Source organism: Xanthomonas sp. DAR 35659 (assembly GCF_041242975.1).
Lineage (GTDB): Bacteria > Pseudomonadota > Gammaproteobacteria > Xanthomonadales > Xanthomonadaceae > Xanthomonas_A > Xanthomonas_A medicagonis.
Genome location: NZ_CP162488.1, coordinates 4,391,898 through 4,416,902 on the forward strand (window position 1 = coordinate 4,391,898; position 25,005 = coordinate 4,416,902).

Genomic DNA, 25,005 nt, shown 5'->3' on the forward strand with positions numbered 1-25,005 from the left:
GCATGACGCACTCGCCAGGCAGTTCAACCGTCGCCCGCCGCTCATCGGCCATCTGGAACAGCACGAGACCGGGCACGCCCAGAACGTCGTGGCGAGATCGTCAGCGCATCGAATGTGCTCACGGACAATCCGCTGATCGGGCACAGAAGCACAACGATTCACGCGAACTGGTCATTGGCCAAAGCGCTCGCGGATATACTTCCCTCTACCGGCATCTGATCGCGCTGGATACCGTGTTTGTTCTGGCGATCCGCGCGCAACGCGATGCAGGCGATGCACGCGATGCGTGAAACCGGGGGCCGGCACCCGCGCCAACCGCATCGACCCCGTGCTTCGCGATGCGACCTGAAGCGCGGCCCTCACGTCCTGTAATCGGCCGCGAACCTGTGCCAGGGCTTGTCGTTGTGGGACGCGCCGATCGACAGGGAGGCAAACCTGGAAACGCTGTTCGCCGGTTATGTCGCCACCGTCGCCCCTCCCGGCTACTCCTTCCAGGACGAGTTGATCGCGCGCTATCCGCAGGCCACGGGTAATCCCCGGCGCAACTGGAAAGCCTGCGCACCTCGCCGGGTGGCGCGCCTTGGCGGCGCCCGCGTCCACCCGCCGACGCCTGAGCGCGCGTCCCGCTACAGCGAGAAGCTACGCTTGATGGTGAACGACCAGGCGCCGTCGATCGGATTGGAAACATGCACCCGCCCATCGCCGTCCGCCACGCCGGTGGTGTAGCGGCGATAGACGCCAGCGCTGTTCCAGGCCCGTGCGTAACTCAGGCCGAACTCGGTGCCGCGCCAGGTGCGGGTCACGCCCACGCGCGCGTCAGTCCACCCGTAATCGGCGAAGTTGCGCACATGCTGGTGACCGGCATGCACGCTGGCCTGCCAGTCCGATGCCAGCGGCAGCGTGGCGTCCAGCGCCAGATAGCCGGAACCGCGCGAGTGCCGGCCCTGGCCGACGCCCAGCGTGGCGCTGTTGTAGCCGAAGTAGTCGCGCGTCCAGGTGCTGGCGTAGGACAGCTCCACTGTGCGCCAATGGCCGGCGACGATGGCCTCGCCGTAGTCGTAGCGGGTGTCGCTGGCGCTCATGCGCGCGCCGGGATAGGCGTAGTGGTAGACGCCGGCGCGCCAGCCCCAGTCGCCGTGGCTGGCCGCGTAGCCGGCGTACACATCCCATTCCAGGTGCCCGCCTTCGATGAAGTACGGGCTCACTCCCGAGGCCCAGGTGCCGGCATACCAGCCGCTGTCCGCGGCCACATCCAGCCCGCCCTGCAGCACCGGCCGGCCCCAGCTCTGCTCGAATCCGCGCGAGACGTAGTTCGAGGTCGCCGCCAGGTTGGCGCTGGCGGTGCCGGCCCAGGCCGGCGCGGCGACACCCAGCGCCAGCAGCAGCGCAACAGCGCGCACGGCCCTCACGACACCAGCTCCAGCCGCGCGCGGCCCGGCGTGGCCGTGCCGCCCGACGATGACGCGGCGAGTTTGAACAATGCCACCGCGTGCTGCAGTTCCTCGGCCTGATCCTCCATCGCCCGCGCCGCCGCGGTGGCCTCCTCGACCAGTGCGGCGTTCTGCTGGGTGACCTCGTCCATCTGCACGATGGCCTTGCCGACCTGTTCGATGCCGGCGCTCTGTTCCTGCGAAGCGGCGGCGATCTCGCTCATGATGTCGGTGACCCGACGCACGCTGGTCACCACCTCGCGCATGGTGTCGCCGGCGCCGTTGACCAGCGCGGTGCCGTCGTCGATCTTGCCGACCGAGGCGTCGATCAGGCTCTTGATCTCGTGCGCGGCGGTCGCCGACCGCTGCGCCAGCGCGCGCACCTCGCTCGCCACCACCGCGAAACCGCGACCCTGTTCGCCGGCGCGCGCCGCCTCCACCGCGGCGTTGAGCGCCAGAATGTTGGTCTGGAAGGCGATGCCGTCGATGACGCCGATGATCTCGGCCATCTTCTTCGAGGCCGCGGCGATACCGGACATGGTGTCCACCACCTGCTCCACCACCGCGCCGCCGCGCGAGGCCACACTGGCGGTGTCCTGCGCCAGGCGGTTGGCCTGATGCGCGTGCTCGGCGTTCTGCTTCACCGTGGCGGTCAGTTCCTCCATCGAGGCTGCGGTCTCTTCCAGGCTGGCCGCCTGTTGTTCGGTGCGGCGCGACAGGTCGTCGTTGCCGGCGGCGATCTCGCCGGCGGCGGTGTTGATCGCGGTGGTGGCCTGCTGGATGCGGCCGACGATGCCGGTCAGCTGTTCCACCGTGGCGTTGGCGTCGTCGCGCATCTGCGCGAACACGCCATGGAACTCACCGTGCATGCGCGCGGTGAGATCGCCCTGGGCCACCGCGCGCAACAGCGACGACAAGGCCGACAGGTTGCCCTCGGTCAGTTCCATCAGGCGGTTCAGCCCGACCACCATGCCGCGGAAGTCGTACTGGAAGCGGTCGGCATCGCCGCGCCGCGCGAAGTCGCCGGAGGCCGCGGCCTGCGCCAGTTCGGTGATGGCGTGGTTGATCGCCTGCAGGCTGCCCTTCGTGGTGCGCATCGCTTCGGTGATCGCCGCCTTCTCGCCGGGCAGCGGTTCCATGTCCACCTGCATGTTGCCGATCGCGTACTGCGACATCACCTCGACCAGGCGCCGCTGCACGTCCACATGCGCGGCGACCAGCGCGTTGGTGCCGTGGACCATGCGCCCGTACTCGCCAGGGAAACGCTCGGCATCCATCCGGTAGCTCATCTCGCCGGCGTCGTGGCGCTGCGCCATCTCCGCCTGCGCCTGCATCACCGCCTGCAACTGGGTCTGCATGCCGCCCATGGCGTCCAGCAACTGGCCCAGTTCGTCGTCGCGGCGGTGGCGGACCTGGCTGTCCAGGCGCCCGGCAGCGACGGCGGAGGACACGCGCACCGCCTCGGCCAGCGGGTCGAGCACCTGCCTGCGCAGCAACAGATACAGCGCGCCGCTCAGCAGCAGCGCCGAGAGCAGGCCGACCCCGGCGATGGCCCACAGCAGCGCACGCGCCTTGGCCATCACCAGCGCGTACGGCACCGAGACGCCCAGCGCGAACGCCTGCGGCGCATTGCCGATCTTCAGCGGCACGAACACGCTCAGCGCGTCCTCGCCGTCTGCGCGGCGATGGTCGACCACCACCTGTCCCTTGGCCACGCGCGCGAGCATGTCCCTGGACCAGGGATCGGTGCGGGTCTTGCCGATCTGCCGCGGATCTCGGCTGGCCATCACCACGCCCAGCGGCGACAGCAGGCTGGCGTGGCCCTCGCCCATCGGGCGCAGCGCGGCGATGCGCTGCTGCAGGGTGTCGAGGGTGAAGTCGACGGTGACCACGCCGAGGAAACGGCCGTTCTCCAGGATCGGCGTGGCCAAGGTGGTCATCAACGTGTCCTTGCCGGCCACCGGGTAGTAGTACGGCTCGATCACCACCGGCTTGTGGGTGTTGCGCGCCAGCAGGTACCAGTCGCCGTCGCCGGGTTTCTCGTAGTCGCGCAGCGCCTCGCGTACCAGCTTGCCGTTCTGCCGCGACCACCAGGTCATGTAGCGGCCGGTGGCGTCGTGGCCCTCGGCGCCGACGAAGGCCTTGTCGTTGCCGTCGAAGGCATCGGGTTCCCACATCGTGCTGATGCCCAGCCACGTCGGATGCGCGTCGAGCTGGCTGCGCAACACCGCGGTGGCGGTATCGCGCGACAGGCCGCCGGCGGCGTGCTGCACGCGGAAGCTGTTGGCCAGCGCCTCGCTGGCGTCGAAGGCGACGCCGATCTCGCGCGAGACGCGCTGCGCTTCCAGTTGCGCCAGGTTCTCGATACTGGCGCGCGAGGTGGACAGCAGCGCGTCGCTGCTGCGCCAGTAGATGATCAGCGCGGTCAGGCCGAAGCAGGCCAGCGCGAGCAGGCCGGTCCCCAGCATGAGGCGCTTGGCGACGCTACCTCGGCGGCGGTACGGCGACGGAGTGGACATGCGGATTCCTTGGCGGGAGGGAGGGACTGACGCGGCCAGACGCCACGTGCAGGTCGCCATGGACGCGGCGCGAGCGCCGTGTCCGTAACCGATGACCTGCCCGCGACATTCCCCGCGGGGCCACGGCGCGGTACCGGAACGCGCGTCCCGGCACGCCGCATCACGGCCCACTCCCTCGCTATCGTCACGGCACCCGTGAACTTGATGGCCATTCCACAACGGGCCGACGAACGGCCGGGTGTCCGCAGCGTAGGAATTCGGTAACACATCCGAGCCGAACGCGTTGCCGACGTAGCCGGCGGGTGCCGCTGGCGGCCTCGCTTGTGCGGCACGCAGGCGAATGCTAGCGTCGCGACGGCATGCGACCACGGACGGGCACCATGAGCGGACACGACAGCGGGAAAAGCGGACGGTCGCGACGGCCTGCCCACGCGCGCGCACTGCGCCAACTACCGGCCTTCTCCGCAACGCGTCGGTCACTGGCAGTTCGGTTTCGCAGACAGCTCGGCGTTGCGGTGCTCTTGCGTCCGACGTACTGCAGCGGCAGCCCGCAACACACGCGTGGCGTTCCATGAGGCGTATCGCAACGTCGGGGCTGGCAGCGATCGCGGCCCTGCTGCTGGTGGCGTTCGCCGCGTTCGTGTCCTACGACATGCGGGTGTTCCAGCCGCGCCAGGCGCAGATCCAGGCGCTGCTACAACGCGCGCCGGCGGAGGAGCGCGTCCCGCCGGCGTTGATTCGCCGCTACATTCTTGCCACGTACGCGACCGGCGCGTCTCCCTCCAGCAGCGTCGCGCGCATGTTGCTGGGACGCCTGGAGGTCACGCGCGAGCAGAGCATGCTCGGCTGGCACACGCACGAAGTGCTCTGGGACCTACTGGTCAGGCTGCACCTGTCGCAGGACGAGATCCTGGGGCTGTACGCCACCTTGTCCTACAACGGCGCCGGCTATGGCCTCAGCCAACTGTCGCAGCGGCTGTACGCCAAGCCCTTGAGTGCGCTGTCCGAGCCGGAAGCGGCCACCGTCGTGGCGGTGCTCTGGTGGCCGCAGGCCTACCTGCGCGACCGCGCGCGCCTGGAGCGGCGCCGCGATCTGCTGATGGCGAGAGCGCGCGAGGCGCGCTGATGTTGCGATGGGTGTTCGCTTCGGGTGCGGATGGCGCCGAGTGGTTCAGCCACGTGCTTGCGGCCGGACCCTCACCCCAACCCCTCTCCCGATGGGAGAGGGGCTAAGCTCTGGTTGTTTCAGAACCGCAGGCTCACGCCCAGGGTGAACGCGCGGCCATAGCGCGAGTAGCCCTGGGACAGCAGCGGATTGCCGTTGATGCTGTAGGTCTGTTCGTCGTCCAGCAGGTTCTGGCCTTCCAGGCTGAGGCTCAGCATGTCGTTGACCTGGTAGGACACGTGCGCGGTCAGCCAGGTGATCTTGTCGGCCTGTTCGTTGTAGCCGGCGCCCAGCACGTTGACCGCGCTGACGAAGCCGTCGGTGTGGTCGGCGGTGGCGCCGATCGACCACGGCCCCTTCTCGTACATCAGGCCCAGCGAGTACACCGCCGGGGCGATGCCTTCCAGCGGCCGCTCCTCGCCGTTGACCCAACTGCGCGACCAGTTGCGCGTGTACTGCGCGCGGAAGCCCAGGCCGTTCTCCCAGAAGTGCTGCAGGCCGGCCTCGATGCCGCGGACCTTGGCGTAGTCGCCGTTGATCGGACGCATCACGTTGAACAGGTGGCCAGGCACGCCGATGTCCTGGCCCGGTTCCCAACTGGTGGTGATCTGGTTTTCGATGCGCTTGTAGAACACCGCCACGTTGGCGATGGACTGTTCGGCGAAATACCACTCCAGCGACAGGTCGCCCTGCTTGGCGCTGTAGGGTTTCAGGTTCACGTTGCCGCCGTAGACCTGGGTGAAGTCGCCCCAGGACACGCTGGCGGTGGTGTTGGTCGGCGCCAGCTTGTCCACCGAGGGCCGTGCCATGGTCTTGGCCGCGCCCACGCGCAACAGCAGATCCTCGCTGAAGCGCCAGGTGAAGTTGCCCGACGGCAACACGAAGGTGTAATCGCCGTCCTGCACGATCGGCGTCGGTTCGGCGTACTCGGCGGTGTAGTTGAACGCACCGTTCTCGGTGATGCTGAGGATCTTCGCGTCCCAGGCCTGGGCGCGGGTGCGGGTCTTGACCAGGCGCACGCCGACGTCGGCGTTCCAGCGCTCGCCGGACAGGTCGGCCTGCACGTAGAAGGCGTTGGTCTTCTCCTCCACGCGGTAGCTTTCCAGCGGATTCCATTGCGGCGCGGCCAGCGCGTAGTCGTAGGTCCCGCCGTCCGGGCGCGGCTGGCCGTTGTAGGCGCGCAAGCGGGCCAGGTAGTTGGGCACGTCGAAGGCCAGGAAGGTGCGCGGGAAGGTCGAGCCGACCTTGTCCATGAAGTGGGTCAGGGCGAAGGTGTGGTCCAGCACCTCGCCGCCCAGCGCGCCGACATTGATCGCGTTGGCGCCGGAGTAGTAGTCGGCGCCGCCGTTGAGCGTGTTGTTGACCAGATCGCGGCGCTTGCTGCGCTCGGTGCGGGTCACGCCGAAGTGCAGGTTGTCCACGCCCCACTGGCCCACGTACAGCTTGCCGCCGATGGTGCCGCCGGTGATCTCGTCGGCGATGTTGTCGCCGCGCAGTTCCATGTAGTGGGTGTTGAAGTCGCTGTCGCCGAACTGCCCGTTGGCCAGGCCGCTGGCCAGGTCGCGGCCGTCGTCGAAGGTGGTGACGACGTTGGGCACGGCGTTGCGGCCGACGGTGATGCGGGTGGTGTTGGGCTGGTTCATGCGCAGCACCACGTAGGTGTCCTGCCCGCCGGAATAGCGCTTGGAGGTGGAGCGGTACAGGTCGCCGGTCAGGGTCAGGTCCTCGCTGGCCTTCCATTGCCCGTTGATGCCGTACAGGTCGGTGTCCACCACCCGGTGCTCGGTCTGGTTGAGCAGTTCCGGGTTCATCCGCAGCTCCGGATCCGGGTTGTCCAGGGTCAGGCCGGTGACGATGCCGTTCTGCACGGTGATGTCCGACCAGCGCCCCGGCGCGAAGAGCGGGTAGTAGGACTGCTGGTAGGACACCTGCGGCGAATCGAGGCGGGTCTTGAGGCCGTCGACGACGATGCGCACGTCCTCGTTCGGCCGCCACTCGAGCTTGCCGGAAAAGGCACGGCGCTTCTTGTCTTCCAGCGTCGAGCCGACCCGGAACTGGCCCGGCGCGATCAGCCCGTACTCGTCCGGATCCAGCTGGCCGTTGCCGTTGGGATCGATGTTGCCGCCCCAGGCGTTGCCGCTCCAGCTCGGATCGTTCGGGTCGGGATTGCGGGTCCAGCCGCCGTCGTTGCCGGCGATGTCGGTGCGGTCCTTGCGCGCGGCGTAGACCACGCCCAGCAGCACGCCGACGGTGTCGTCGAGGAAGGTGTTGCTGTAGGCGGCCGAGAACTTGCGCCCGTTGAGTTCGGACATCTGGTTGCGGTCGCCTTCGGCGCGCACGATCGCGTGCTGGCCCTTCTGGTCGAACGGGCTGGCCGAGCGCAGGTTGATCAGGCCGCCGATCGCGCCTTCGCTCAGCACCGCCTGCGCGCCCTTGACCACGTCGGCGCCGCTGATCACGTCCGCCGGCAGCACGTCGTAGGCGAAGTCGCGGCCGGCGCCGTCGGTGGCCAGGAGGCGACCGTTGAAGGTGGTGAGCGTGTACTCCGGGCCCAGGCCGCGCACGCTCACCTTCTGCCCCTCGCCGCCGGCGGTGCGGCTGATCGACACGCCGGTGATGTGGCTGAGCGAATCGGCCACGTTGTCGTCGGGGAAGCGGCCCAGTTCCAGCGCGCTGATCGAGTCCTGCACCGTCGCCGCATCACGCTTGAGTTCGGTGGCGCGCGCCAGGCTGGCGCGCACGCCGGTGACCTGGATCGCCTCCAGGTCGACCGGATTCTGGGTGGCCTCGGCGGTGCCCGCCGGCTGCGCCTGCGGCGAGACCGGCACGGCCTCCTGGGACCACGCGGTGGCCGGCATCAACAGGGCGAGGGCGATGGCGTGGAACAGGCTGTGGCGATGCGGGCGAACGGCATTCACGGGCGGTCTCCTGGGGCTGGCGAGCGTAGGACGGCGGTGCGGGGGCCAGATAAGCAACGAAACCGAGCCTATATTAGGTTTCGTTTTGTATCAATAGCGAAATGTAACGAACTGTCGCATACTCTGGGCCGTTTGCAAGGAGCCTCCATGTCCGTCACCCGCGACACCAGCCAGCGCCGCCTCCAGATCAGCGAATTGGTCCGCCAGCACGGCAGCGTGCAGGTGTCCGCGCTGGCGCAGCAGTTCGGGGTGAGCCTGCAGACCGTGCGCAAGGACCTGCGCTACCTCGCCGAACGCGGGGTGATGGCGCGCGCCTACGGCGGCGGCATCGACAGCAGCGCGGTCAACGCCGCGCCGGTCGAGCCGCATTACGACGCCAAGCGCACCGTGCACCTGGAGGAGAAGCGCCGCATCGGCCTGCGCGCGGCGGCGCTGGTGCAGCCGGGCAATACCATCGCCATCGATTCGGGCACCACCGCGATCCAGTTGGCCGAGGCGCTGCCGGACATCGACATGACCGTGGTCACCAACGACTTCGGCGTGCTCACCGCGCTCAGCCCCAAGACCCACATCAACCTGGTGATGCTGGGCGGCGAACTGCGGCGCAAGAACATGGCCTTCTACGGCGGACTCACCGTCGAGGCGCTGGACGCGCTGCACGTGGACCTGCTGTTCCTGGGCGTGGACGGCTTCGACCTGGAACGCGGCATCACCACCCACTACGAGCCCGAGGCGATGCTCAACCGCAAGATGGTGGAGGCGGCACGCGCGGTGATCGCCATCACCGACAGCTCCAAGTTCGGCAAGATCTGCCTGCACCGGATCATCCCGGTGTCCGAGCTGGACGCGCTGATCACCGACACCGGCGCGCCCGAGGACGTGGTCCACGCCTGCCAGGCGCTGGGCGTGGACCTGGTGCGCGCCTGAGCCCGGCTCACCGCGCCGCGGTGGCGGGCGCGGCGAACTCGCGCGCCGCATTGCGATAGTAGATCTTGTCGATCACCGCGCGCGGCAACGCGAGGCCGCGCACGTCGGCCTCCAGCACCTCGATGCGCTGCGTTTCATCGGTGGCCAGGTAGCGCCAGTCGGATCGCCAGACGCCGTGCGCCTCGGCGCGGAACTGCGCCGGGTCGGTGTTCGGCGCGTAGGTCAGGTCGGTGCCGTAGAGCAGCCTGTCCTGGTAGCGGATGAAGAACGCGCGCACCTTGCGCCAGTCGCGATTGGACTGGTACTGCACCTGGCTCATGCGCGCGGCCAGGTCGACCGTGGCGTTGGGAAAGCGGTCGAGGAACTCGGCCAGGCGATCGACGTCGTACTCCAGGCTGGCCATGTGCGCGCCGACCACGCGCAACTGCGGATGCGCGGCGACGAAGCGGTCGCGCGCGGCCATCAGGGTGGCGTGCGAGGGCATCTCCGGATGCAGGTACATGTGGTACTGCGGATGCTTGGCGAAGTATTCGCGGTCGTTGTTGGTGGTCATCTGCTGCAGCGGCAGCCAGCAGTTGTAGGGCTCGCCCTGGTGCGCGATCAACGGCACGCCCAGCGCGCGGATGTGCTCGGCCACCGGCGCCAGGCCCGGATCGTCGAGCATGATCAGCCGGCCCTGCGCATCCTTCTCCACCATGCCGATGTTCTTCCACACCTTCACCGCGCGCGCGCCTTCGCGCACCGCCTGGTCGAGGCCGGCGTCGACGCGCGCGGCCCAGCCGGGCGTGGCATAGCCCTGCATCGAGAACGTGGTCGCCCAGTGGAAGCGCGCCGGATCGGCCTTGGCCAGGCGCAGCGCGGCGCGATGCTGCGCGGCGACGCTGGGGAAATCCGGGTAGTCGACGTTGATCGACAGCAGTTCGAAGTTGTCGGCGCGCGCCAGGTCGAGGAAGGCGCGATCGGCACTGTTGGCGTGGACATGCGCGTCGTACTTGCGGACCTTCGCGAAATCCTCCATGGCATAAGGCGCGTCGGCCGCGCCATCGTCGGGGACCGGCTGCGCGCGTGCGGGCGCGACGCCCGCGGGGATGACGGCCAGCAGCACCACGAATCGGAACAGAATAGCCTTCATCACCCACCTCGGCGTTATCGAAACAAGTAGCAACATAACGAAACAAAACGCTTGCATCAATCCCGGCGCCGTGCGCAGAATGCCGCAACGCCACCGGACCTGTTGCCATGCCCCCGATTGGACGCCGCAGTCTCTTGAAATACGTCGCCGGCAGCGTGGCCGGCGCCGCCGCCTGGAGCGTGGCGCCGTGGGCGCGCGCCGCGGCCACCGACACCGCGGTGGCCGCCGATGGTGCGCCGGCGATCGCCGATGCGGTGCTGTCCATCGCCTTCGATCGGCGCATGCACACGCAACTGTCGGCGCGCGGCAAGCGCCTGACCGGCTACCAGCCCAGCGAAGCGCTGCTGCTCGCCGACGGCAGCGCGCTTGCCGACTTCGCCCTGAGCGGGCAGCGCACGCACGCCCTGGACGACCCACGCCATGGCCGCGGCCGCCAGACCGTGTTCAGCGGCCGCGCGGCCAAGGCGGGGATCGAGAAGCAGGTGGCGGTGAGCATGTTCGACGCCCTGCCCGGCCTGGCCCTGCTGCAGGTGCGCTACCGCAACCTGGGCGACACCGCGCTGGCGGTGGCCGGCTGGCGCAACGCCGCGCACGAACTGCCGCCGATCGACGGCGGATTCTGGAGCTTCTCCGGCGCCACCCACACCGACCGCCGCGACTGGGTGCAGCCGCTGGGCGACGGCTTCGCGCAACGCAACACGCTGGCGATGGACTCCTCCGACTACGGCGGCGGCACGCCGGTGGCCAACCTCTGGCGCCGCGACGTCGGCCTGGCCGTGGGCCACGTCGAACCGGTGCCGCGGCCGCTGGACATGCCGGTGCGGCGCACCGCCGGCGGCGCCGCCATCGCCATCGAATCGCAGCAGGCGACGACGCTGGCGCCCGGCCAGGAACTGGTCACCGAGCGCACCCTGCTGGCCGTGCATCGCGGCGATTTCTTCGCCCCGCTGCAGCAGTACCGGGAGTTCATGCGCGCCGAAGGCATCGAGGGTCCGCTTCCGCCGGAGTCCGCGTTCGCGCCGATCTGGTGCGCCTGGGGCTACGAGCGCGACTTCACCGTCGCGCAGATCCTCGCCACCTTGTCCAAGGCGCGCGCGCTGGGCTTCGAGTGGGCGGTGCTGGACGACGGCTGGCAGACCAACGAAGGCGACTGGAAGATCGATCCGCGCAAGTTCCCGCGCGGCGACGCCGACATGCGCGCGTTCACCGCCGCGGTGCGCAAGCACGGCATGCGCCCGCGCCTGTGGCTGGCGCCACTGGCCGCCGATCCCGGCAGCGACGTGCTGCACGATCACGTTGACATGCTGCTGCTGGACAAGGAGGGCGCCTTCCAGACCGTGACCTGGTGGAACGCGCTGACCCAGTGCCCGGCCTACCAGCCGACCATCGACTTCTACGTCGCGCTGGTGAAAAAGGCCATCGGCGACTGGGGCTTCGAGGGACTCAAGCTCGACGGCCAACACCTCAACGCCGTCGCCCCCTGCTACAACCCCGCGCACCATCACGCCAGCCCGAACGATTCGGTCGAGGGCCTGGCCAGGTTCTGGGACGCGATCTACCGCGCCGCGCACCAGGCCAATCCGCAGGCGGTGGTGGAGCTGTGCCCATGCGGCACCGCGTTCGCGTTCCACAACCTGCCGGCCACCGACCAGTACCCCTCCTCCGATCCGCTGTCCTCGTGGCAGGTGCGCAGCAAGGGCAAGTCGATCAAGGCGTTGATCGGCGCGCGCAGCAGCTACGCCGGCGACCACGTGGAACTGTCGGACAACCACGACGATTTCGCCTCCAGCGTCGGCATCGGCGCGGTGATCTCCAGCAAGTTCACCTGGCCCAAGGACACCGAGCATCCGTCGGTGCCGTTGCCGCCGGGCGGGTTCGTGCTGACGCCCGAGCGCGAAGCGCTGTGGCGCAAGTGGGTGGAGCTGTACACCACGCACATGCTGCCCAAGGGCGAATACCTGGGCACGCTGTACGACATCGGTTTCGACAAGCCCGAAGCGCATGTGGTGCGCAAGGACGGCGCGCAGTACTACACCTTCTATGCGCCGCAGTGGGACGGCAGGATCGAACTGCGCGGCCTGGCACCCGGCCGCTGGCGGCTGCGCGACCTGTTCAACGCGCGCGACCTGGGCGTGGTCGATGCCGCGCACGCGGTACTGCCGGCGCGCTTCGAGCGCTTCCTGTTCCTGCAGGCGACGCCGGCCGGGAGCCAGGCGTGAGCGCGCCGCCGGTGTCCGCCGCGCAGCGCCGCCCGTGGCTGGTCTTCGCCCTGACCACGGTGCTGCTGTGGGGCCTGTGGGGCGCGCTGTCGCCCCTGTCGGCCGCACACGGCTTCCCGGACACGCTGGTGTATTGCGTGTGGGCGCTGACCATGCTGCCGCCCGCGCTCTACGTACTGTGGCGCAACGGCTGGCGACTGGAACGCTCGCCGCGCGCGATCGGCTATGGCCTCACCATCGGCCTGCTCGGCGCCGGCGGGCAGATGCTGCTGTTCCACACGCTGACCATCGGCCCGGCCTACTTCGTGTTCCCGATCATCTCGCTGTCGCCGGTGGTGACCATCGCGCTGTCGTTCCTGCTGCTGCGCGAGCGCACCGGCTGGCAGGGCACGCTGGGCATTGTGCTGGCGCTGCTGGCGCTGCCGCTGCTGGACCTGTCGTTCGGCCGCGGCAGCGGCGGCCTGGGCTGGTTCCTGCAATCGCTGCTGATCATGCTGGCCTGGGGCGTGCAGGCCTTCTTCATGAAGCTGGCCAACGACAGCGTGCGCGCGGAAAGCATCTTCGCCTACATGGCGCTGGGCGCGCTGCTGCTGGCGCCGGTGGCGCTGGCGATGACCGACTGGCGACAACCGATCAACACCGGGCTGGACGGGCCGTGGATGGCCGCCGCCATCCAGTTGCTCAACGCGGTGGGCGCGGCGACCCTGGTCTACGCCTTCCGCTACGGCAAGGCGATCGTGGTCGCGCCGCTGAGCAACGCCGGCGCGCCACTGGTCACCGCGGTGCTGGCCTTGCTGTTCGCCAGCGTCGTGCCGGGTCCGCTGAAGACGGTCGGCCTGGCGCTGGCGCTGATCGCCTCGCTGCTGCTGGTGCTCGAACCCGAGCGCGCGCCGCCACCGCCCTCCTCCCCCTGACTGGATTTTCCATGCACGCTCTGCTCGACCTGATCGCGCGGCATCGGCAAGGCCACGCCCGCGGCGTGACCTCGATCTGCTCGGCCCATCCCCTCGTCGTCGAAGCCGGATTGCGCCACGCGCAGCGCAGCGGCCAGGCGCTGGTGCTGTTCGAGGCGACCTGCAACCAGGTCAACCAGGACGGCGGCTACACCGGCATGCGCCCGGCCGACTTCGTCGCCTTCGTCCATGCCATCGCCGACCGCGTCGGCGTCGCCCGCGCGCGCGTGGCGCTGGGCGGCGATCATCTCGGCCCCAACCCGTGGACCGCGCTGGACGCGGACGCGGCGATGGACAAGGCCGAGGCGATGGTGGCCACCTACGTCGCCGCCGGTTTCCGCAAGATCCACCTGGATTGCTCGATGGCTTGCCACGGCGATCCCGAGCCGCTGCCCGAAGCGGAGATCGTGCGCCGCGCGGTGCGCCTGTGCCGCGCCGCCGAAAGCGCCTGGGCGCAGGCCGGCGGCGAAGCGCCGGTGTACGTGATCGGCACCGAAGTGCCGGTCCCCGGCGGCGCCACCGAAAGCATCGAGGGCCTGGCGCTGACCACGCCGCAAGCCGCGCTGGCCACCATCGATGCGCACCGCCGCGCCTTCGCCGAGGCCGGGCTGGACGCCGCCTGGGAGCGGGTCATCGCCTCGGTGGTGCAACCGGGCGTGGAGTTCGACCACCACGCGGTCGTCGACTACGACAGCGGCAAGGCGCGCGCGTTGAGCCAGGCGCTGGACGCGGTGCCGGGCATGGTGTTCGAAGCGCACTCCACCGACTACCAGACGCGTGCCGCACTGGACGCGCTGGTGCGCGACCACTTCGCCATCCTCAAGGTCGGCCCCGGCCTGACCTTCGCCCTGCGCGAAGCGCTGTGGGCGCTGGACGCGATCGAGCGCGAATGGATCGACGCCGCGCAACGCGCCGACCTGCGCGCGGTCACCCTGCGCCGCATGCAGGCCGCGCCTGGTCACTGGCAGCGCTACTACCACGGCCAGGGTCGCGCCCTCGCCATCGACCTGCAATACAGCCTCAGCGACCGCATCCGCTACTACTGGCCGGATGCGCAGATCGACCAGGCGTGCATGCGCCTGTTCAACAACCTGCGCGCCGATCCGCCGCCGCTGCCGCTCATCGGCCAATACCTGCCCCACGCCTTGCACGCCATCCGCGCCGGGACCGCCACGCGCGATCCGCAGGCCCTGGTCATGGCCCACATCAGCGCCGTACTCGACGACTATCACCATGCATGCCATGCCCATGACCCCGCCTGATGCCCTCGGCATCGCCGAATCCGACCTGCACGCCAGCGGCGCCCTGTGGACCGCGCGCGAAATCGCGCAGCAACCGCGCCTGCTCGAGCGCACCCACGCGCTGGTGGCCGAGCTGCATGCGCAACTGCAGGCCTTCGCCGCGCCGATCGCCGACGATCCGCGGGCGCGGGTGATCCTCACCGGCGCCGGGACCTCGGCCTACATCGGCCAGTGCCTGGCGCCGCTGCTGGACCGCGCGCTGGCCGCGCGCGTGGACGCGGTGCCCACCACCGACATCGTCTGCGCGCCGCAGCTGTACCTGGATCCGGCGCAGCCGCTGCTGCTGGTGTCCTTCGGCCGCTCCGGCAACAGCCCCGAGAGCCTGGCCGCGGTGGAACTGGCCGAAGCGCTGGTGGCCGACGTGCGCCACCTGGTGGTGACCTGCAACCGCGACGGCGCGCTGGCACGGGCGCCGGTGGCCGCGGCGATGACCCTGCTGCTGCCGCCGGAAACCCACGACGTCAGCTTCGCGATGACCTCCAGCTTCAGCTGCATGATGTACGCCACGCTCGCCGCGCTGCTGCCGGCCGGCGCGCTGGACGACCGCATCGGGCCGATCGCGCGCGCCGTGGATGCCGTGCTGCTGCATGCGCGGCCGCTGCTGGAGACGCTGGCGCACGGCGGTTTCGAGCGTGTCGTATACCTGGGCAGCGGCCTGCTGCAGGGCCTGGCGCGCGAAGCCACGCTCAAGCTCGGCGAACTCACCAACGGCGCGGTGGCCACCTGCTACGACTCGCCGCTGGGCTTCCGCCACGGGCCCAAGACCTTCGTCAATGCGCGCACCCTGGTGCTGGTGTTCGTGTCCAACGATCCCTACACCCGCCGCTACGATCACGACCTGCTCGACGAACTGCGCCGCGACGGCTGCGCGGCGCGGGTGATCGAGATCACCGCGCAACCGCGCCTGGGCCTGGACGCGGACACGCTGGCGGTGCCCGGCCTGCGTACCGCCGCGGACGCGGACCTGCTGTGGCCGTACATCGCCGCCGCGCAACTGTTCGCCTTCTTCAGCGCGCGCGCGCGGGGCGTGACGCCGGACAATCCCAATCCGTCCGGCATGGTCAACCGCGTCGTGCAGGGCGTGCGTCTGTACGCGCTGGACGCATGAGCGCAGCGCTCTATCTCGGCGTCGACGGCGGCGGCAGCAAGACCCGCTTCGCCGCGATCGACGCCAGCGGCGCGCTGCTGGCCGAGGCGCAACTGGGCACCACCTATCATCCGCAGGTGGGCCTGGACGGCGTCCGCGCCACCCTGGCCGCAGGCATCGGCCAACTGCTCGCGCCGTTGCGGCGCACGCCGGCCGACGTCGCCCAGGCCTTCTTCGGCCTGCCCGCCTACGGCGAGGACAGCCGCGCCACCGCCGCGCTGCAGGGCATTCCGGCGCAGGTGCTCGGCCACCACCGCTACGCCTGCGACAACGACATGGTGTGCGGCTGGGCCGGCTCGCTGGCCTGCGCCGATGGCATCAACATCATCGCCGGGACCGGCTCGATGGGCTACGGCCGCCGCGCCGCCGCCGCCGCGCGCTGCGGCGGCTGGGGCGAGGCGTTCTCCGACGAAGGCTCCGCCTACTGGATCGCGATCCAAGGCCTGAACGCGTTCTCGCGGATGAGCGACGGGCGTCTGCCGCGCGGTCCGCTGCACGCGCTGCTGCGCGCCCATTTCCAGTTGGGCGCGCACGACCTGGACCTCTGCGCGCACGTCTATGGCGAAGGCGTCGGCAGCCGCGGCGACCTGGCCGCCCTGTCGCCGCTGGTCGCGCGTGCCGCGCAGGCCGGCGACGCGGTGGCCGCGGCGATCTTCGAACGCGCCGGCCAGGAGCTGGCGGCGATCGCCGCCGCGTTGCGCGTCGCGCTTGGATTCGAGGCCGGCGAGCCGGTGCCGGTGTCCTACTCCGGTGGCGCGTTCAGCGCGGGCGAGCTGCTGATGCATCCGTTCCGGCAGGCGCTGGCGGCGGCCGACCACGGCTTCGACCTGCGCGCGCCATTGCACGCCCCGCACTACGGCGCCGCGCTCTACGCACGGCAACTGGCCACCGCGGCAGCGCACTGACCTGCGCTGCGCATCCCGGTCGCGCCCGCTGTCGTGGGCACGCCGGTCGCAACGCTGCACATGGGGCCTGCGTGCCCGTTCCCGTTGAAGGATGCGACAACAGGTGGCGCGACCACCGGGCGCGGGGTATTGCTGTCGGGCCAGCGGGCGGCCACCTACGGCCGCCAATTCGCATTGCATTCCCAGAACGCCACACTGCGCCGGTAGGCCTCGCGGTCCAGCGCCACGCCAGAGCCGCCCTCCTCCACGCCCAGCGCATTGCGCAGCATGGTGATCGGCGCCATCGGGATCTCCTGCGGCTCGGCGGTGTAGAGACAGCCGACCACGCCCCAGTCGGCCTCGATCGGCGTTCCTTCCTGCGCCAGTTGCGCGCGACTGTAGAGGATCGGCAACAGATACGCGGCGACCGGCGGTTCGACGCCCTCGAACCAGCGCACCAGTACCGGCAGTTCCTGCCTGCTGCGCGCTTCGTAGCCCGAGCGCAACAGATGCCGATTGGCCTCGGTGATCGGCACGGTCAGGCAGCGGGTCGAGGTCCAGTTGCGATGCACGTGCAGCTTGCAGAATGGCGCGTAGCCGTCGAGCACCTGTAACGGCGCGGTTTCGTTGAGATGCTGTTCGAACTGCTCGGGCGTGCAGTCCTGGATCGCGTTGCGGCGACGGTCGCGCGGAAACAGGCGGATGCGGGCGAAGGCGGTGAGGACGATGGACATGGCGGAATCAGGCGCAGGAAGCGGGCAAGCGTAACGCGCCCGGCGGATGCTGGACACTGCGGGCGGCCATGGCCGCGCAGCGATGGCAGGGTATTGCGCAACGCGCCGATCCCAGCGCTTGCTGCAGGAGGGGTGTCGACTCCGACGCATTACCGGTAGAGCGTCGAAGTTGAAGTCCCTCTCACCAACGGCCGGCGTGGCGTTGCGGCACCCGCCATCGCAAACACGGAAACGCGCTCCATCCGCCGCATGCGGCGTCTATGGCAGGCCCTTCTGTGGGAGCGACTTCAGGGCACCTCCAATAGCCTCGGAAAGTGCCCTGTAGGAGCGGCTTTAGCCGCGACGAGGCGTTCCGGGTAAAGCCTGTCGCGGCTAAAGCCACTCCTACAGGGCAAACTGCATCTGACTTGATTGTGGCGAAAGCAGGTTGTTGGAGGTGCCCTTCAGTCGCGACGCGACTGCGCTGGATGCGCCAACGCATAGTCGATCGCCGCGCGCACCGCCGCCACCTGCGCCGCATTGCATTGCGCAGGCGTGGCGGTGGCGCTGTCCGGATACACCTCGGTGGTGGTGACATAGCGCGCGCCGCTGATACCCGCGCACAAGCCGAGCTGTTTCACCGGGTAGTTGATCACGCCAGGCGCCACCAGCGGCGCGCCGATGATGTTGCCGTCGGCATCGGCCGGCGCGATATGCGTGACCTGCGCCACCGCCGCGATCACCGCCTGCTGGAACGCCGGCTGCGGATTCTCGCTGTCGCCGACCAGATAGAACCCATCCGGAATGCCATCGGGTTCGTAGATCGCGCCGTCGCGTGCGGCCAGCGCCGGGCGGAACTCCGATTCGTCGCTGTCGGTGGTTTCGTGCAGGTCGATATGCATCGCGATCCGCCCACGCAGCGGCGCGACCAGCCGCCACAGCGCGGCCGACTCCTGCGCCGGGCTGTTCTCTCGAAACGAGCGGTTGGGATCGATCGCCTCCGCGTTCCAGCGGTGGATCCGCTCGTAGGCCCACGGACTCACGCACGGCGCGACCAGCACATTGGCGCGGCCCGCATAGGCGTCCATGTGCTGCTCGGCGAACTGCAACGCGCCGTGCACGCCACTGGTCTCGTAGCCGTGCACGCCTCCGGTCACCAGCATGCACGGCAACGCGTCATGCCAGTCGCGGCTGCGCAGCGCCAGCAGCCGGTATGCGTCCGGCGCATAGCGCAGCACGCCATAGTCCACCACGTCGCAGTGTCCGCGCAGGCGTTCGACCACGGCCTCCACGTCCTCCTGATAGCTGCGCTGGCGCCGCTGCCGGGCCAGCCAGGCGGCCTTTTCCGCCGCGCCCCAGGGCGTGCCGGGCGTGCCGATCGGATAGAAGGCGTCGGGTGTCATCGTGCGGCTCCGCATCTGCAATGAAGCCAATGACTTTAGCACCGCGCACCGGAAGCACGTGGCGCGCGCGCGGCCGGCGGCACGCGGGACCGGCACCCCGCGCCCAGGCGATGTCACCGTTGCCGCGGCGCGGCGGTCCGCGTGCGATCACGGCGCGCCGGTAGGCCGATGGGCAACGGGCACCGTCACCAGAACCGGATACCGATCCCGCTTTCGCACGGCACTGCAATGAATACGTATGTGGCGCACGCATGTTGCGCCGCGATGCGCGCTTAGCATCGCCGCTCGCCGCATCGCCTGCGCCGCCCTCGCGGCCAGGCGAGACGGTGCCGCCCCGCAGGCGCGTTCGCCTGCGCACATTCCATGAGGAGACCTGTGATGCGCGACACGACCGCCGCTCCGATCGTCCCGCTGCGCCTGCCCCGCTGGCGCATGTTCCTGGTCGGCCTGCTGCTGGCGCTGACCACCGCCAGTGCCCAGGCCGACGTCATCCTGCATGCCTTCAACTGGCCCTACGCGACCGTGGAAGCGCGCGCGGCGCAGATCGCCGCGGCCGGCTACCGCAAGGTGCTGGTGGCGCCCGCCTACCGCTCGCAAGGCAGCGCGTGGTGGGCGCGCTATCAACCGCAGGACATGCGCGTGATCGACAACCCGCTGGGCGACACCGAGGACTTCGCCAGCATGGTGCACGCGCTGGCCGACGTCGGCGTGGAAACCTATGCCGACGTCGTGCTCAACCACATGGCCAACGAAGCGGCAACACGCCCGGATCTCAACTACCCGGGCAGCGCGGTGTTGGCGCAGTACGCCGCCGACCCGTCGCGCTACGCCGCGCTGCGGCTGTTCGGCGACCTCTCGGTGAACGTGCTCGGCGCCGGCGATTTCGGCCCGGCGCAGTGCATCACCGACTACAGCGACGCCTACCAGGTGCGTACCTACCGCATCTGCGGCGGCGGTAGCGATCCTGGCCTGCCCGATCTGGTCGGCAACGACTGGGTGGTGCAGCAGGAGCGCAACTATCTGCAGGCCTTGAAGACGCTCGGCGTCACCGGTTTCCGCATCGACGCCGCCAAGCACATGACCTTCGACCACCTCAATCGCGTGCTGGACGCCGGCATCCGCTCCGGCGTGCACGTGTTCGGCGAGGTCATCACCAGCGGCGGCGCCGGCAGCGCCGACTACGACCAGTTCCTGGCCCCGTACCTGCAGGCCACGCCGCATGCCGCCTACGACTTCCCACTGTTCAACAGCATCCGCAACGCCTTCGCGTTCGGCGGCAGCATGGACGGCCTGGTCGATCCGGGCGCCTACGGCCAGGCATTGCCGGGCAGCCGCGCGGTGACCTTCGCGGTGACCCACGACATTCCGAACAACGCCGGCTTCCGCTACGCGATCCTGGACCCAGTCGACGAAACCCTGGCCTACGCCTACCTGCTCGGCCGCGACGGCGGCGTGCCGATGGTGTACTCGGACAACAACGAAAGCGGCGACAACCGCTGGGTGAACGCGTACCAGCGCGACGACCTCAAGCGCATGATCGGCTTCCACAACGCCGCGCAAGGCAGCGAGATGCAGGTGCTGTCGCATGGCGCCTGCTACGTGCTGTTCCGCCGCGGCGACCTCGGCATCGTCGGCATCAACAAGTGCGGCAACGCCGTCACCGCCACGGTGGCGATGAACGGCAGCGTCCTGCGCTGGAACGTGGACTACACGGACGCGCTCGGTTCCGGCAACGTGGTCCGCATTTCCAGCGGCAGCTACACCTTCACCCTGCCGCCGCGACAGGCGCGGATGTGGAAGCGTTGATGCCGGCACGCGTGCGCCGCGCGAGCCAACGGGAGGATCGCCCTCTCGTCGAAAGCGTGAGGCGGCGCGCGACGCTGCCCGGCAATGCCCGGCAATGCCCGGCAATGCCCGGCAGTGCCCGGCAGTGCCCGGCGATGCCGGCGCATTCCCGGAATGAAGAGCGGTAGGGGCTGCCACTGACAACCCGCAACCCGCGACCGATGAGCGTTGCAGGCGCTGTTGCGCCTGCAACGCTCAAGCCACTGCGGGAGTGGCCACCGAGAAAGCACTGCCCCGGCATGGTCGACTCGCAACACAACTATGCGCCGACAGGGCAAGCGCTGATTGCACATCCATCCGGATGGAGAGATATACTCCACCCACTATCTGACGCGCACCGCCCATGACCGCCATCAGCTTCGAGTTCTACCCGCCCAAGACCGACGAACAGCGCGCGCAACTGGACCGCACCGCCGCACGCCTGGCGGCCTACGCGCCGGACTACGTCTCGTGCACCTTCGGCGCCGGCGGCTCGACCCTGAGCTACACCTCCGAGACCGTGCGCCACCTCAAGCAGCAGCACGGCTTCGAGGCGGCGCCACACCTGTCGTGCGTCGGCGGCAGCCGCGAGGAGATCCGCGAACTGCTCAAGCTGTATCGCGCGATCGGCTGCAGGCGCCTGGTCGCGCTGCGCGGCGACCTGCCCTCGGGCATGGGCCATCCCGGCGACCTGCGCTACGCCGCCGACCTGATCGCCTTCATCCGTGCCGAGCATGGCGACGCCTTCCATCTGGAGGTCGGCGCCTATCCGGAGACGCACCCGCAGGCCAGCGACGCGCTGAGCGACCTGCGCCACTTCAAGGCCAAGGTCGACGCCGGCGCCGACGGCGCGATCACCCAGTACTTCTACAACGCCGACGCGTATTTCCATTTCGTCGATGCGGTGCGCAAGCTCGGCGTGCAGATCCCGATCGTGCCGGGGATCATGCCGATCTCCAACTTCAGCCAGCTGCGGCGGTTCTCCGAACAGTGCGGCGCGGAGATTCCGCGCTGGATCGGCAAGCACATGCAGGCCCTGGGCGACGATGCCGACGCGATCCGCGAATTCGGCGCCGACCTGGTCGCGGCCCTGTGCGAGCGCCTGCTGGCCGGCGGCGCGCCGTCGCTGCACTTCTACACGCTCAACCTGGCCAAGCCCACGGTCAGCGTGCTGTCGCGCCTGGCGTGAGCATCGTGGCACCCGTTGCGCACGCAATGGGGCGGCAACGGTAGCCGACGCACAGGCAAACGCCTGATCGCCCAATGGGTCGGGACAGAGAAGTCCCTCCCACCGGAGTTCGTACATCGCCCCGCTTTCCTGTAGGAGCGGCTTCAGCCGCGACAAGCGAAGCAGGGCATCGTCACTGCCGGACATCGGTCTGGTGCAAGCCGCTCGCTCACAGCACATGGCCGCCCATCTCGCCGCTCCACTGTAGGAGCGGCTTCAGCCGCGACGAACGAAGTGGGAAGCCATCACCGCCAGGCGCGGATCAGCACCAGGCGCCCCCCACAAGATTCTGCCACCTCACTTCGCCCCCTGCGCAGCGATTCCGATCGCGACAAGCCCCTGCCTTCACCCGGTCCGGCGAAAACGCCGAAGCTCCCCCATCCTGCAACCCAGCCGCGCGAGGCCGCCCACCGAGCATTCCGAATGCTTCCCAGCCAAGGTCCCTGCGACTAGGCTGACGCCATGCAGATACCGCCGTCGATCCTCCTGCTGCTGTGCCTGTGTGCCGCGCCCGCAGCCGCGCAGAAGATCAACCGGTGCACCGGCGCCGACGGCTCCACCGTGTTCAGCGACCGCCGTTGCGAGGACCTCGGCGCGATCGATCGGCTGCCGCCGCGCGCCGCGCCCAGCGCCGGCAGCGAGGGCGCGAGCGGCCTGTACCGGCCGCAGTGCGTGCGTCGTCTCAGCGAACTGGCGCAGCAGATCCGCGGCGCGGTGGACGCACGCGACGTCAATCGCCTGTCCACGCTGTACTGGTGGAACGGCGTCTCGGACGAGGCGGCCCGGCGCATCCTCGACCGCCTCGACGCCATCACCCAGCGGCCGCTGGTCGCGATCGTGCCGGTCGTCCCGGAGCCGGCGGCCTGGCCACCGCCCATGCCCGATGCACTGGCCCAGACCCACCCAGGCACGTCCGACACAGCGCCTGCACGGACGCCAGCCGACCCCGGCGCTAGCGACGCGCCACCACGTGCGCGCGCGACCGGGCTGCGACTGGAGCAGACCCTCGGCGGCAGCGCGACGCCGACCTCGACCGTGCTGAGTCTGCGCCGGCAATACAACTGCTTCTGGATCAGCTTCTAGCGCACGGCAAACAGACGGTCCGAGGCCCGCCATCGTCGCGACCGCCCCATGAAGTCGGTGCAACCCGGATCATCTCCAAACGTCCGAAAATCCGGCGGATGGCCAGCGACCGCTCGCCGCATGTCAGCGGCACACGATGCGCGCGCCTGCAATCAAGATCCGCTTCGATGCTGCCCGATCCACGGTGGTGGCCCACGCCACCACACAGCCCGCTAGACAGCGCCCACGTCCTCGGGCCACAGCCCACGGATCGCGGCGATGCCCTGACCGCCGTGGCGGCGCGCTTCGGCGACCTGCGACGGCAGCAGGCCGCCGATCGGATACAGCGGCAGCGCTACGTTCTCGCGCAGGCGTTCGAAGGCGTCCCAGCCCATGCCCACCGCGCCCGGATGGCTGGCGGTGGCCGCCAGCGGACCGACCACCGCGAAGTCGCAACCGAGCCGCTGCGCCGCCTGCAATTCCTCCACGCTGTGGCATGACGCACCGATGCACACCCCCGGCGGCAACGGGCGCGCGTCGAACTGCGGCAACTGCTCCGCCCCCAGGTGCACGCCGACGCCAAGTTCCTGCGCCAGGCTCACGTCGCGATTGACCAGCACCTGCACGCCGCGCGCCACGCACAGCGCCGCGGCGGCCTGCGCCAGCGGCCGCCATTGCGCCGCCGACAGGCTGCGCGCGCGCAACTGCACGCGGCGCACTCCACCGTGCAGCGCCCGCTCCAGCGCCGCCAGCCAGCGCTCGGGCGCAGTCGGCTCCGGCGTCACCAGGTAGCGATCGGGTTGCCGCAGCATCGCCACCACCGGCTGGTCGGCCGGCGGCATCGCGTAACGCTCCAGCTTGTCCGGCGCCACCCAGGTCAGCGCCTGACCCTCGCGGCCGCGCGCGGTGCCCTTCCACGCCAGCACCTGGCGCATTTCCAGGCGCAGCCGCTTGTCCGGGTAACGCTGCGGCACCTCCATCAGCTGCGCGCCGACCGTCGCCTCGATGCCAAGTTCCTCCTGCAGCTCGCGCACCAGCGCCTGCTCCGAGGTCTCGCCCGGCTCGCGCTTGCCGCCCGGGAATTCCCACAGCCCGGCCAGATCGCGCCCCTCGGTGCGCCGGGCCAACAGAATGCGGCCGCGGGCATCGGTGATGACCCCGGCGACGACGTGGATGGATCTGAGCGGTTCGGACATGGCGCAAGCTTGCCGTCTCCGGCGGTGCCAGCGCAATCAGCCAGAGTCACATCGCCGCCGAGCGGCGCGCAACGGCGGCGAACCGAGTGAATGCGAGCGGCGCCAAGCCGGGCGGAAACGCGGCGGCCATCGCTACAGCCGCTCCTGACAGCAGCCACTCAGCCGCACGCACAGTGGCGATTGAGCGGCACATCTAACACCTTCGGGAAATGTCCTTGTAGGAGCGGCTTTAGCCGCGACGGGCTGTCCCGGGAACGCCTCGTCGCGGCTAAAGCCGCTCCTACAGGGCAAACCGCATCTGACTTGATTGTGGCGAAGCGGGCTATTGAGAAGTGCCCTGAAGCCGCAGCCCGCTCGGATCGGCCGATGCGGACATCCCGCGCCAGCCAGGCGCGATCAGCGTCAGAGTCAGGCACAACACAAGCGCAGCGGCAGATGGCACTACGACAGTGAACGCCGATGCCTCCCTCACCCAAGCAAATCGTGCCCGATCCGCCACAGCACCCCGCCCGGGTCGTGCAGGGTGAAGTCGCGCATGCCCCACTGCCGATCCTCCGGCTCGCCGAGCCGCGCGCCGTAGCGGCCGGCCAGATCGGCCGCCTGCAGCCGCCGCCACCATGCATCGGCATCCTCCACCCACAGGTGCAGCATCAGGTTATGTGCCAGCTCCTGCGCGTAGGAATCCTGCAACAGGAACGCGCAGCGCTCGCCATGGCGAAAACAGGTCAATCCGTCGCCAAGCGGCTCCGGCACGAAGCCCACCTCGCGATAGAAATCCACGGACAGCGCAAAGTCGCGCGCCGGCACGAACACCTTCAACTCAAGACTGGCGGAAAGCTCCACGGCATGCACCCATCGGCAATGGCGATACCAGACACCCTACTCGCAGAACACCCGACGCACCACGCCGGCAAGCACCGCATCCGGACCTTTCCGGAAAACAAAACGCCCCGCACAGGGCGGGGCAGCAGATACAAGGCTTTA

General features: G+C 69.5%; 19 protein-coding genes. 11 read left to right on the plus strand and 8 right to left on the minus strand.

Annotated elements, in window-relative coordinates; genetic code table 11:
• Positions 1-2 precede the first annotated feature (2 nt).
• Positions 3-290 (plus strand): hypothetical protein, encoded by a 288-nt coding sequence (locus AB3X07_RS18615; protein ID WP_369940216.1) that lies wholly within the window; start codon positions 3-5, stop codon positions 288-290.
• Positions 291-626: 336 nt separating this feature from the next.
• Here AB3X07_RS18615 and AB3X07_RS18620 read toward each other — a convergent pair whose 3' ends face one another.
• Entirely contained in the window at positions 627-1,409 is a 783-nt protein-coding gene (locus tag AB3X07_RS18620; protein ID WP_369940217.1) for a TorF family putative porin, read from the minus strand.
• Positions 1,406-3,949, minus strand: a complete 2,544-nt coding sequence (locus AB3X07_RS18625; RefSeq protein WP_369940218.1) for a methyl-accepting chemotaxis protein — start codon at positions 3,947-3,949, stop codon at positions 1,406-1,408. Before AB3X07_RS18625 ends, AB3X07_RS18620 begins: the two co-directional genes overlap by 4 nt.
• Before the next feature lie 571 nt (positions 3,950-4,520).
• On the opposite strand from AB3X07_RS18625, the gene AB3X07_RS18630 reads away from it, so the two are divergent.
• Positions 4,521-5,075, plus strand: a complete 555-nt coding sequence (locus AB3X07_RS18630) for a transglycosylase domain-containing protein (RefSeq protein ID WP_369940219.1) — start codon at positions 4,521-4,523, stop codon at positions 5,073-5,075.
• A gap of 119 nt (positions 5,076-5,194) precedes the next feature.
• Here the strand turns inward: AB3X07_RS18630 and AB3X07_RS18635 are convergent, their stop codons facing one another.
• Positions 5,195-8,032, minus strand: coding sequence for a TonB-dependent receptor (locus AB3X07_RS18635; RefSeq protein WP_369940220.1), 2,838 nt, complete (start codon positions 8,030-8,032; stop codon positions 5,195-5,197).
• A 147-nt stretch (positions 8,033-8,179) separates the two neighbouring features.
• On the opposite strand from AB3X07_RS18635, the gene AB3X07_RS18640 reads away from it, so the two are divergent.
• Positions 8,180-8,959, plus strand: coding sequence for a DeoR/GlpR family DNA-binding transcription regulator (locus AB3X07_RS18640; protein WP_369940221.1), 780 nt, complete (start codon positions 8,180-8,182; stop codon positions 8,957-8,959).
• Positions 8,960-8,966: 7 nt separating this feature from the next.
• Here the strand turns inward: AB3X07_RS18640 and AB3X07_RS18645 are convergent, their stop codons facing one another.
• Positions 8,967-10,091 (minus strand): amidohydrolase family protein, encoded by a 1,125-nt coding sequence (locus tag AB3X07_RS18645; protein WP_369940223.1) that lies wholly within the window; start codon positions 10,089-10,091, stop codon positions 8,967-8,969.
• Between the two features lie 134 nt (positions 10,092-10,225).
• On the opposite strand from AB3X07_RS18645, the gene AB3X07_RS18650 reads away from it, so the two are divergent.
• The 5 genes from AB3X07_RS18650 to AB3X07_RS18670 are packed head-to-tail and all read left to right on the plus strand — an operon-like array spanning position 10,226 to position 16,616.
• Positions 10,226-12,310, plus strand: coding sequence for a glycoside hydrolase family 36 protein (locus AB3X07_RS18650; RefSeq protein ID WP_369940224.1), 2,085 nt, complete (start codon positions 10,226-10,228; stop codon positions 12,308-12,310).
• Positions 12,307-13,224 (plus strand): EamA family transporter, encoded by a 918-nt coding sequence (locus tag AB3X07_RS18655; RefSeq protein ID WP_369940225.1) that lies wholly within the window; start codon positions 12,307-12,309, stop codon positions 13,222-13,224. The genes AB3X07_RS18650 and AB3X07_RS18655 overlap by 4 nt, the downstream gene beginning before the upstream one ends.
• A gap of 11 nt (positions 13,225-13,235) precedes the next feature.
• Positions 13,236-14,525, plus strand: a complete 1,290-nt coding sequence (locus tag AB3X07_RS18660) for a D-tagatose-bisphosphate aldolase, class II, non-catalytic subunit (RefSeq protein ID WP_369940227.1) — start codon at positions 13,236-13,238, stop codon at positions 14,523-14,525.
• Positions 14,512-15,672, plus strand: a complete 1,161-nt coding sequence (locus AB3X07_RS18665; protein WP_369940228.1) for an SIS domain-containing protein — start codon at positions 14,512-14,514, stop codon at positions 15,670-15,672. Before AB3X07_RS18660 ends, AB3X07_RS18665 begins: the two co-directional genes overlap by 14 nt.
• On the plus strand, positions 15,669-16,616 hold the full coding sequence (locus AB3X07_RS18670; RefSeq protein WP_369940229.1) for an N-acetylglucosamine kinase: 948 nt from the start codon (positions 15,669-15,671) through the stop codon (positions 16,614-16,616). The genes AB3X07_RS18665 and AB3X07_RS18670 overlap by 4 nt, the downstream gene beginning before the upstream one ends.
• Before the next feature lie 155 nt (positions 16,617-16,771).
• Here the strand turns inward: AB3X07_RS18670 and AB3X07_RS18675 are convergent, their stop codons facing one another.
• On the minus strand, positions 16,772-17,329 hold the full coding sequence (locus tag AB3X07_RS18675; RefSeq protein WP_369940230.1) for a DUF3228 family protein: 558 nt from the start codon (positions 17,327-17,329) through the stop codon (positions 16,772-16,774).
• Between the two features lie 443 nt (positions 17,330-17,772).
• Positions 17,773-18,711 (minus strand): M14 family metallopeptidase, encoded by a 939-nt coding sequence (locus AB3X07_RS18680; RefSeq protein ID WP_369940231.1) that lies wholly within the window; start codon positions 18,709-18,711, stop codon positions 17,773-17,775.
• Between the two features lie 432 nt (positions 18,712-19,143).
• On the opposite strand from AB3X07_RS18680, the gene AB3X07_RS18685 reads away from it, so the two are divergent.
• From AB3X07_RS18685 to AB3X07_RS18695, 3 genes are all read left to right on the plus strand, one after another.
• Positions 19,144-20,517, plus strand: a complete 1,374-nt coding sequence (locus tag AB3X07_RS18685) for an alpha-amylase family protein (RefSeq protein WP_369944807.1) — start codon at positions 19,144-19,146, stop codon at positions 20,515-20,517.
• A 382-nt stretch (positions 20,518-20,899) separates the two neighbouring features.
• Positions 20,900-21,724, plus strand: coding sequence for a methylenetetrahydrofolate reductase [NAD(P)H] (metF, locus tag AB3X07_RS18690; RefSeq protein WP_369940232.1), 825 nt, complete (start codon positions 20,900-20,902; stop codon positions 21,722-21,724).
• A 501-nt stretch (positions 21,725-22,225) separates the two neighbouring features.
• The gene (locus AB3X07_RS18695; protein ID WP_369940234.1) at positions 22,226-22,846 is read left to right on the plus strand and encodes a DUF4124 domain-containing protein; all 621 of its coding nucleotides are present in this window, start codon (positions 22,226-22,228) and stop codon (positions 22,844-22,846) included.
• A gap of 212 nt (positions 22,847-23,058) precedes the next feature.
• Here AB3X07_RS18695 and AB3X07_RS18700 read toward each other — a convergent pair whose 3' ends face one another.
• Together AB3X07_RS18700 and AB3X07_RS18705 are read right to left on the minus strand one after the other, a co-directional pair.
• A complete protein-coding gene (locus AB3X07_RS18700) occupies positions 23,059-24,021 on the minus strand; it encodes a Nudix family hydrolase (RefSeq protein WP_369940236.1) in 963 nt (320 codons plus the stop codon).
• Positions 24,022-24,489: 468 nt separating this feature from the next.
• Positions 24,490-24,864, minus strand: coding sequence for a VOC family protein (locus tag AB3X07_RS18705; RefSeq protein WP_369940237.1), 375 nt, complete (start codon positions 24,862-24,864; stop codon positions 24,490-24,492).
• Positions 24,865-25,005: the final 141 nt, after the last annotated feature.

Bases quoted from the DNA above. Each gene is read 5' to 3' on its own strand.
- AB3X07_RS18615 (WP_369940216.1), top strand. From the start codon at position 3: ATGACGCACTCGCCAGGCAGTTCAACCGTCGCCCGCCGCTCATCGGCC.
- AB3X07_RS18625 (WP_369940218.1), bottom strand. From the start codon at position 3,949: ATGTCCACTCCGTCGCCGTACCGCCGCCGAGGTAGCGTCGCCAAGCGC.
- AB3X07_RS18630 (WP_369940219.1), top strand. From the start codon at position 4,521: ATGAGGCGTATCGCAACGTCGGGGCTGGCAGCGATCGCGGCCCTGCTG.
- AB3X07_RS18640 (WP_369940221.1), top strand. From the start codon at position 8,180: ATGTCCGTCACCCGCGACACCAGCCAGCGCCGCCTCCAGATCAGCGAA.
- AB3X07_RS18645 (WP_369940223.1), bottom strand. From the start codon at position 10,091: ATGAAGGCTATTCTGTTCCGATTCGTGGTGCTGCTGGCCGTCATCCCC.
- AB3X07_RS18660 (WP_369940227.1), top strand. From the start codon at position 13,236: ATGCACGCTCTGCTCGACCTGATCGCGCGGCATCGGCAAGGCCACGCC.
- AB3X07_RS18665 (WP_369940228.1), top strand. From the start codon at position 14,512: ATGACCCCGCCTGATGCCCTCGGCATCGCCGAATCCGACCTGCACGCC.
- AB3X07_RS18670 (WP_369940229.1), top strand. From the start codon at position 15,669: ATGAGCGCAGCGCTCTATCTCGGCGTCGACGGCGGCGGCAGCAAGACC.
- AB3X07_RS18675 (WP_369940230.1), bottom strand. From the start codon at position 17,329: ATGTCCATCGTCCTCACCGCCTTCGCCCGCATCCGCCTGTTTCCGCGC.
- AB3X07_RS18680 (WP_369940231.1), bottom strand. From the start codon at position 18,711: ATGACACCCGACGCCTTCTATCCGATCGGCACGCCCGGCACGCCCTGG.
- AB3X07_RS18685 (WP_369944807.1), top strand. From the start codon at position 19,144: ATGTTCCTGGTCGGCCTGCTGCTGGCGCTGACCACCGCCAGTGCCCAG.
- metF (WP_369940232.1), top strand. From the start codon at position 20,900: ATGACCGCCATCAGCTTCGAGTTCTACCCGCCCAAGACCGACGAACAG.
- AB3X07_RS18695 (WP_369940234.1), top strand. From the start codon at position 22,226: ATGCAGATACCGCCGTCGATCCTCCTGCTGCTGTGCCTGTGTGCCGCG.
- AB3X07_RS18700 (WP_369940236.1), bottom strand. From the start codon at position 24,021: ATGTCCGAACCGCTCAGATCCATCCACGTCGTCGCCGGGGTCATCACC.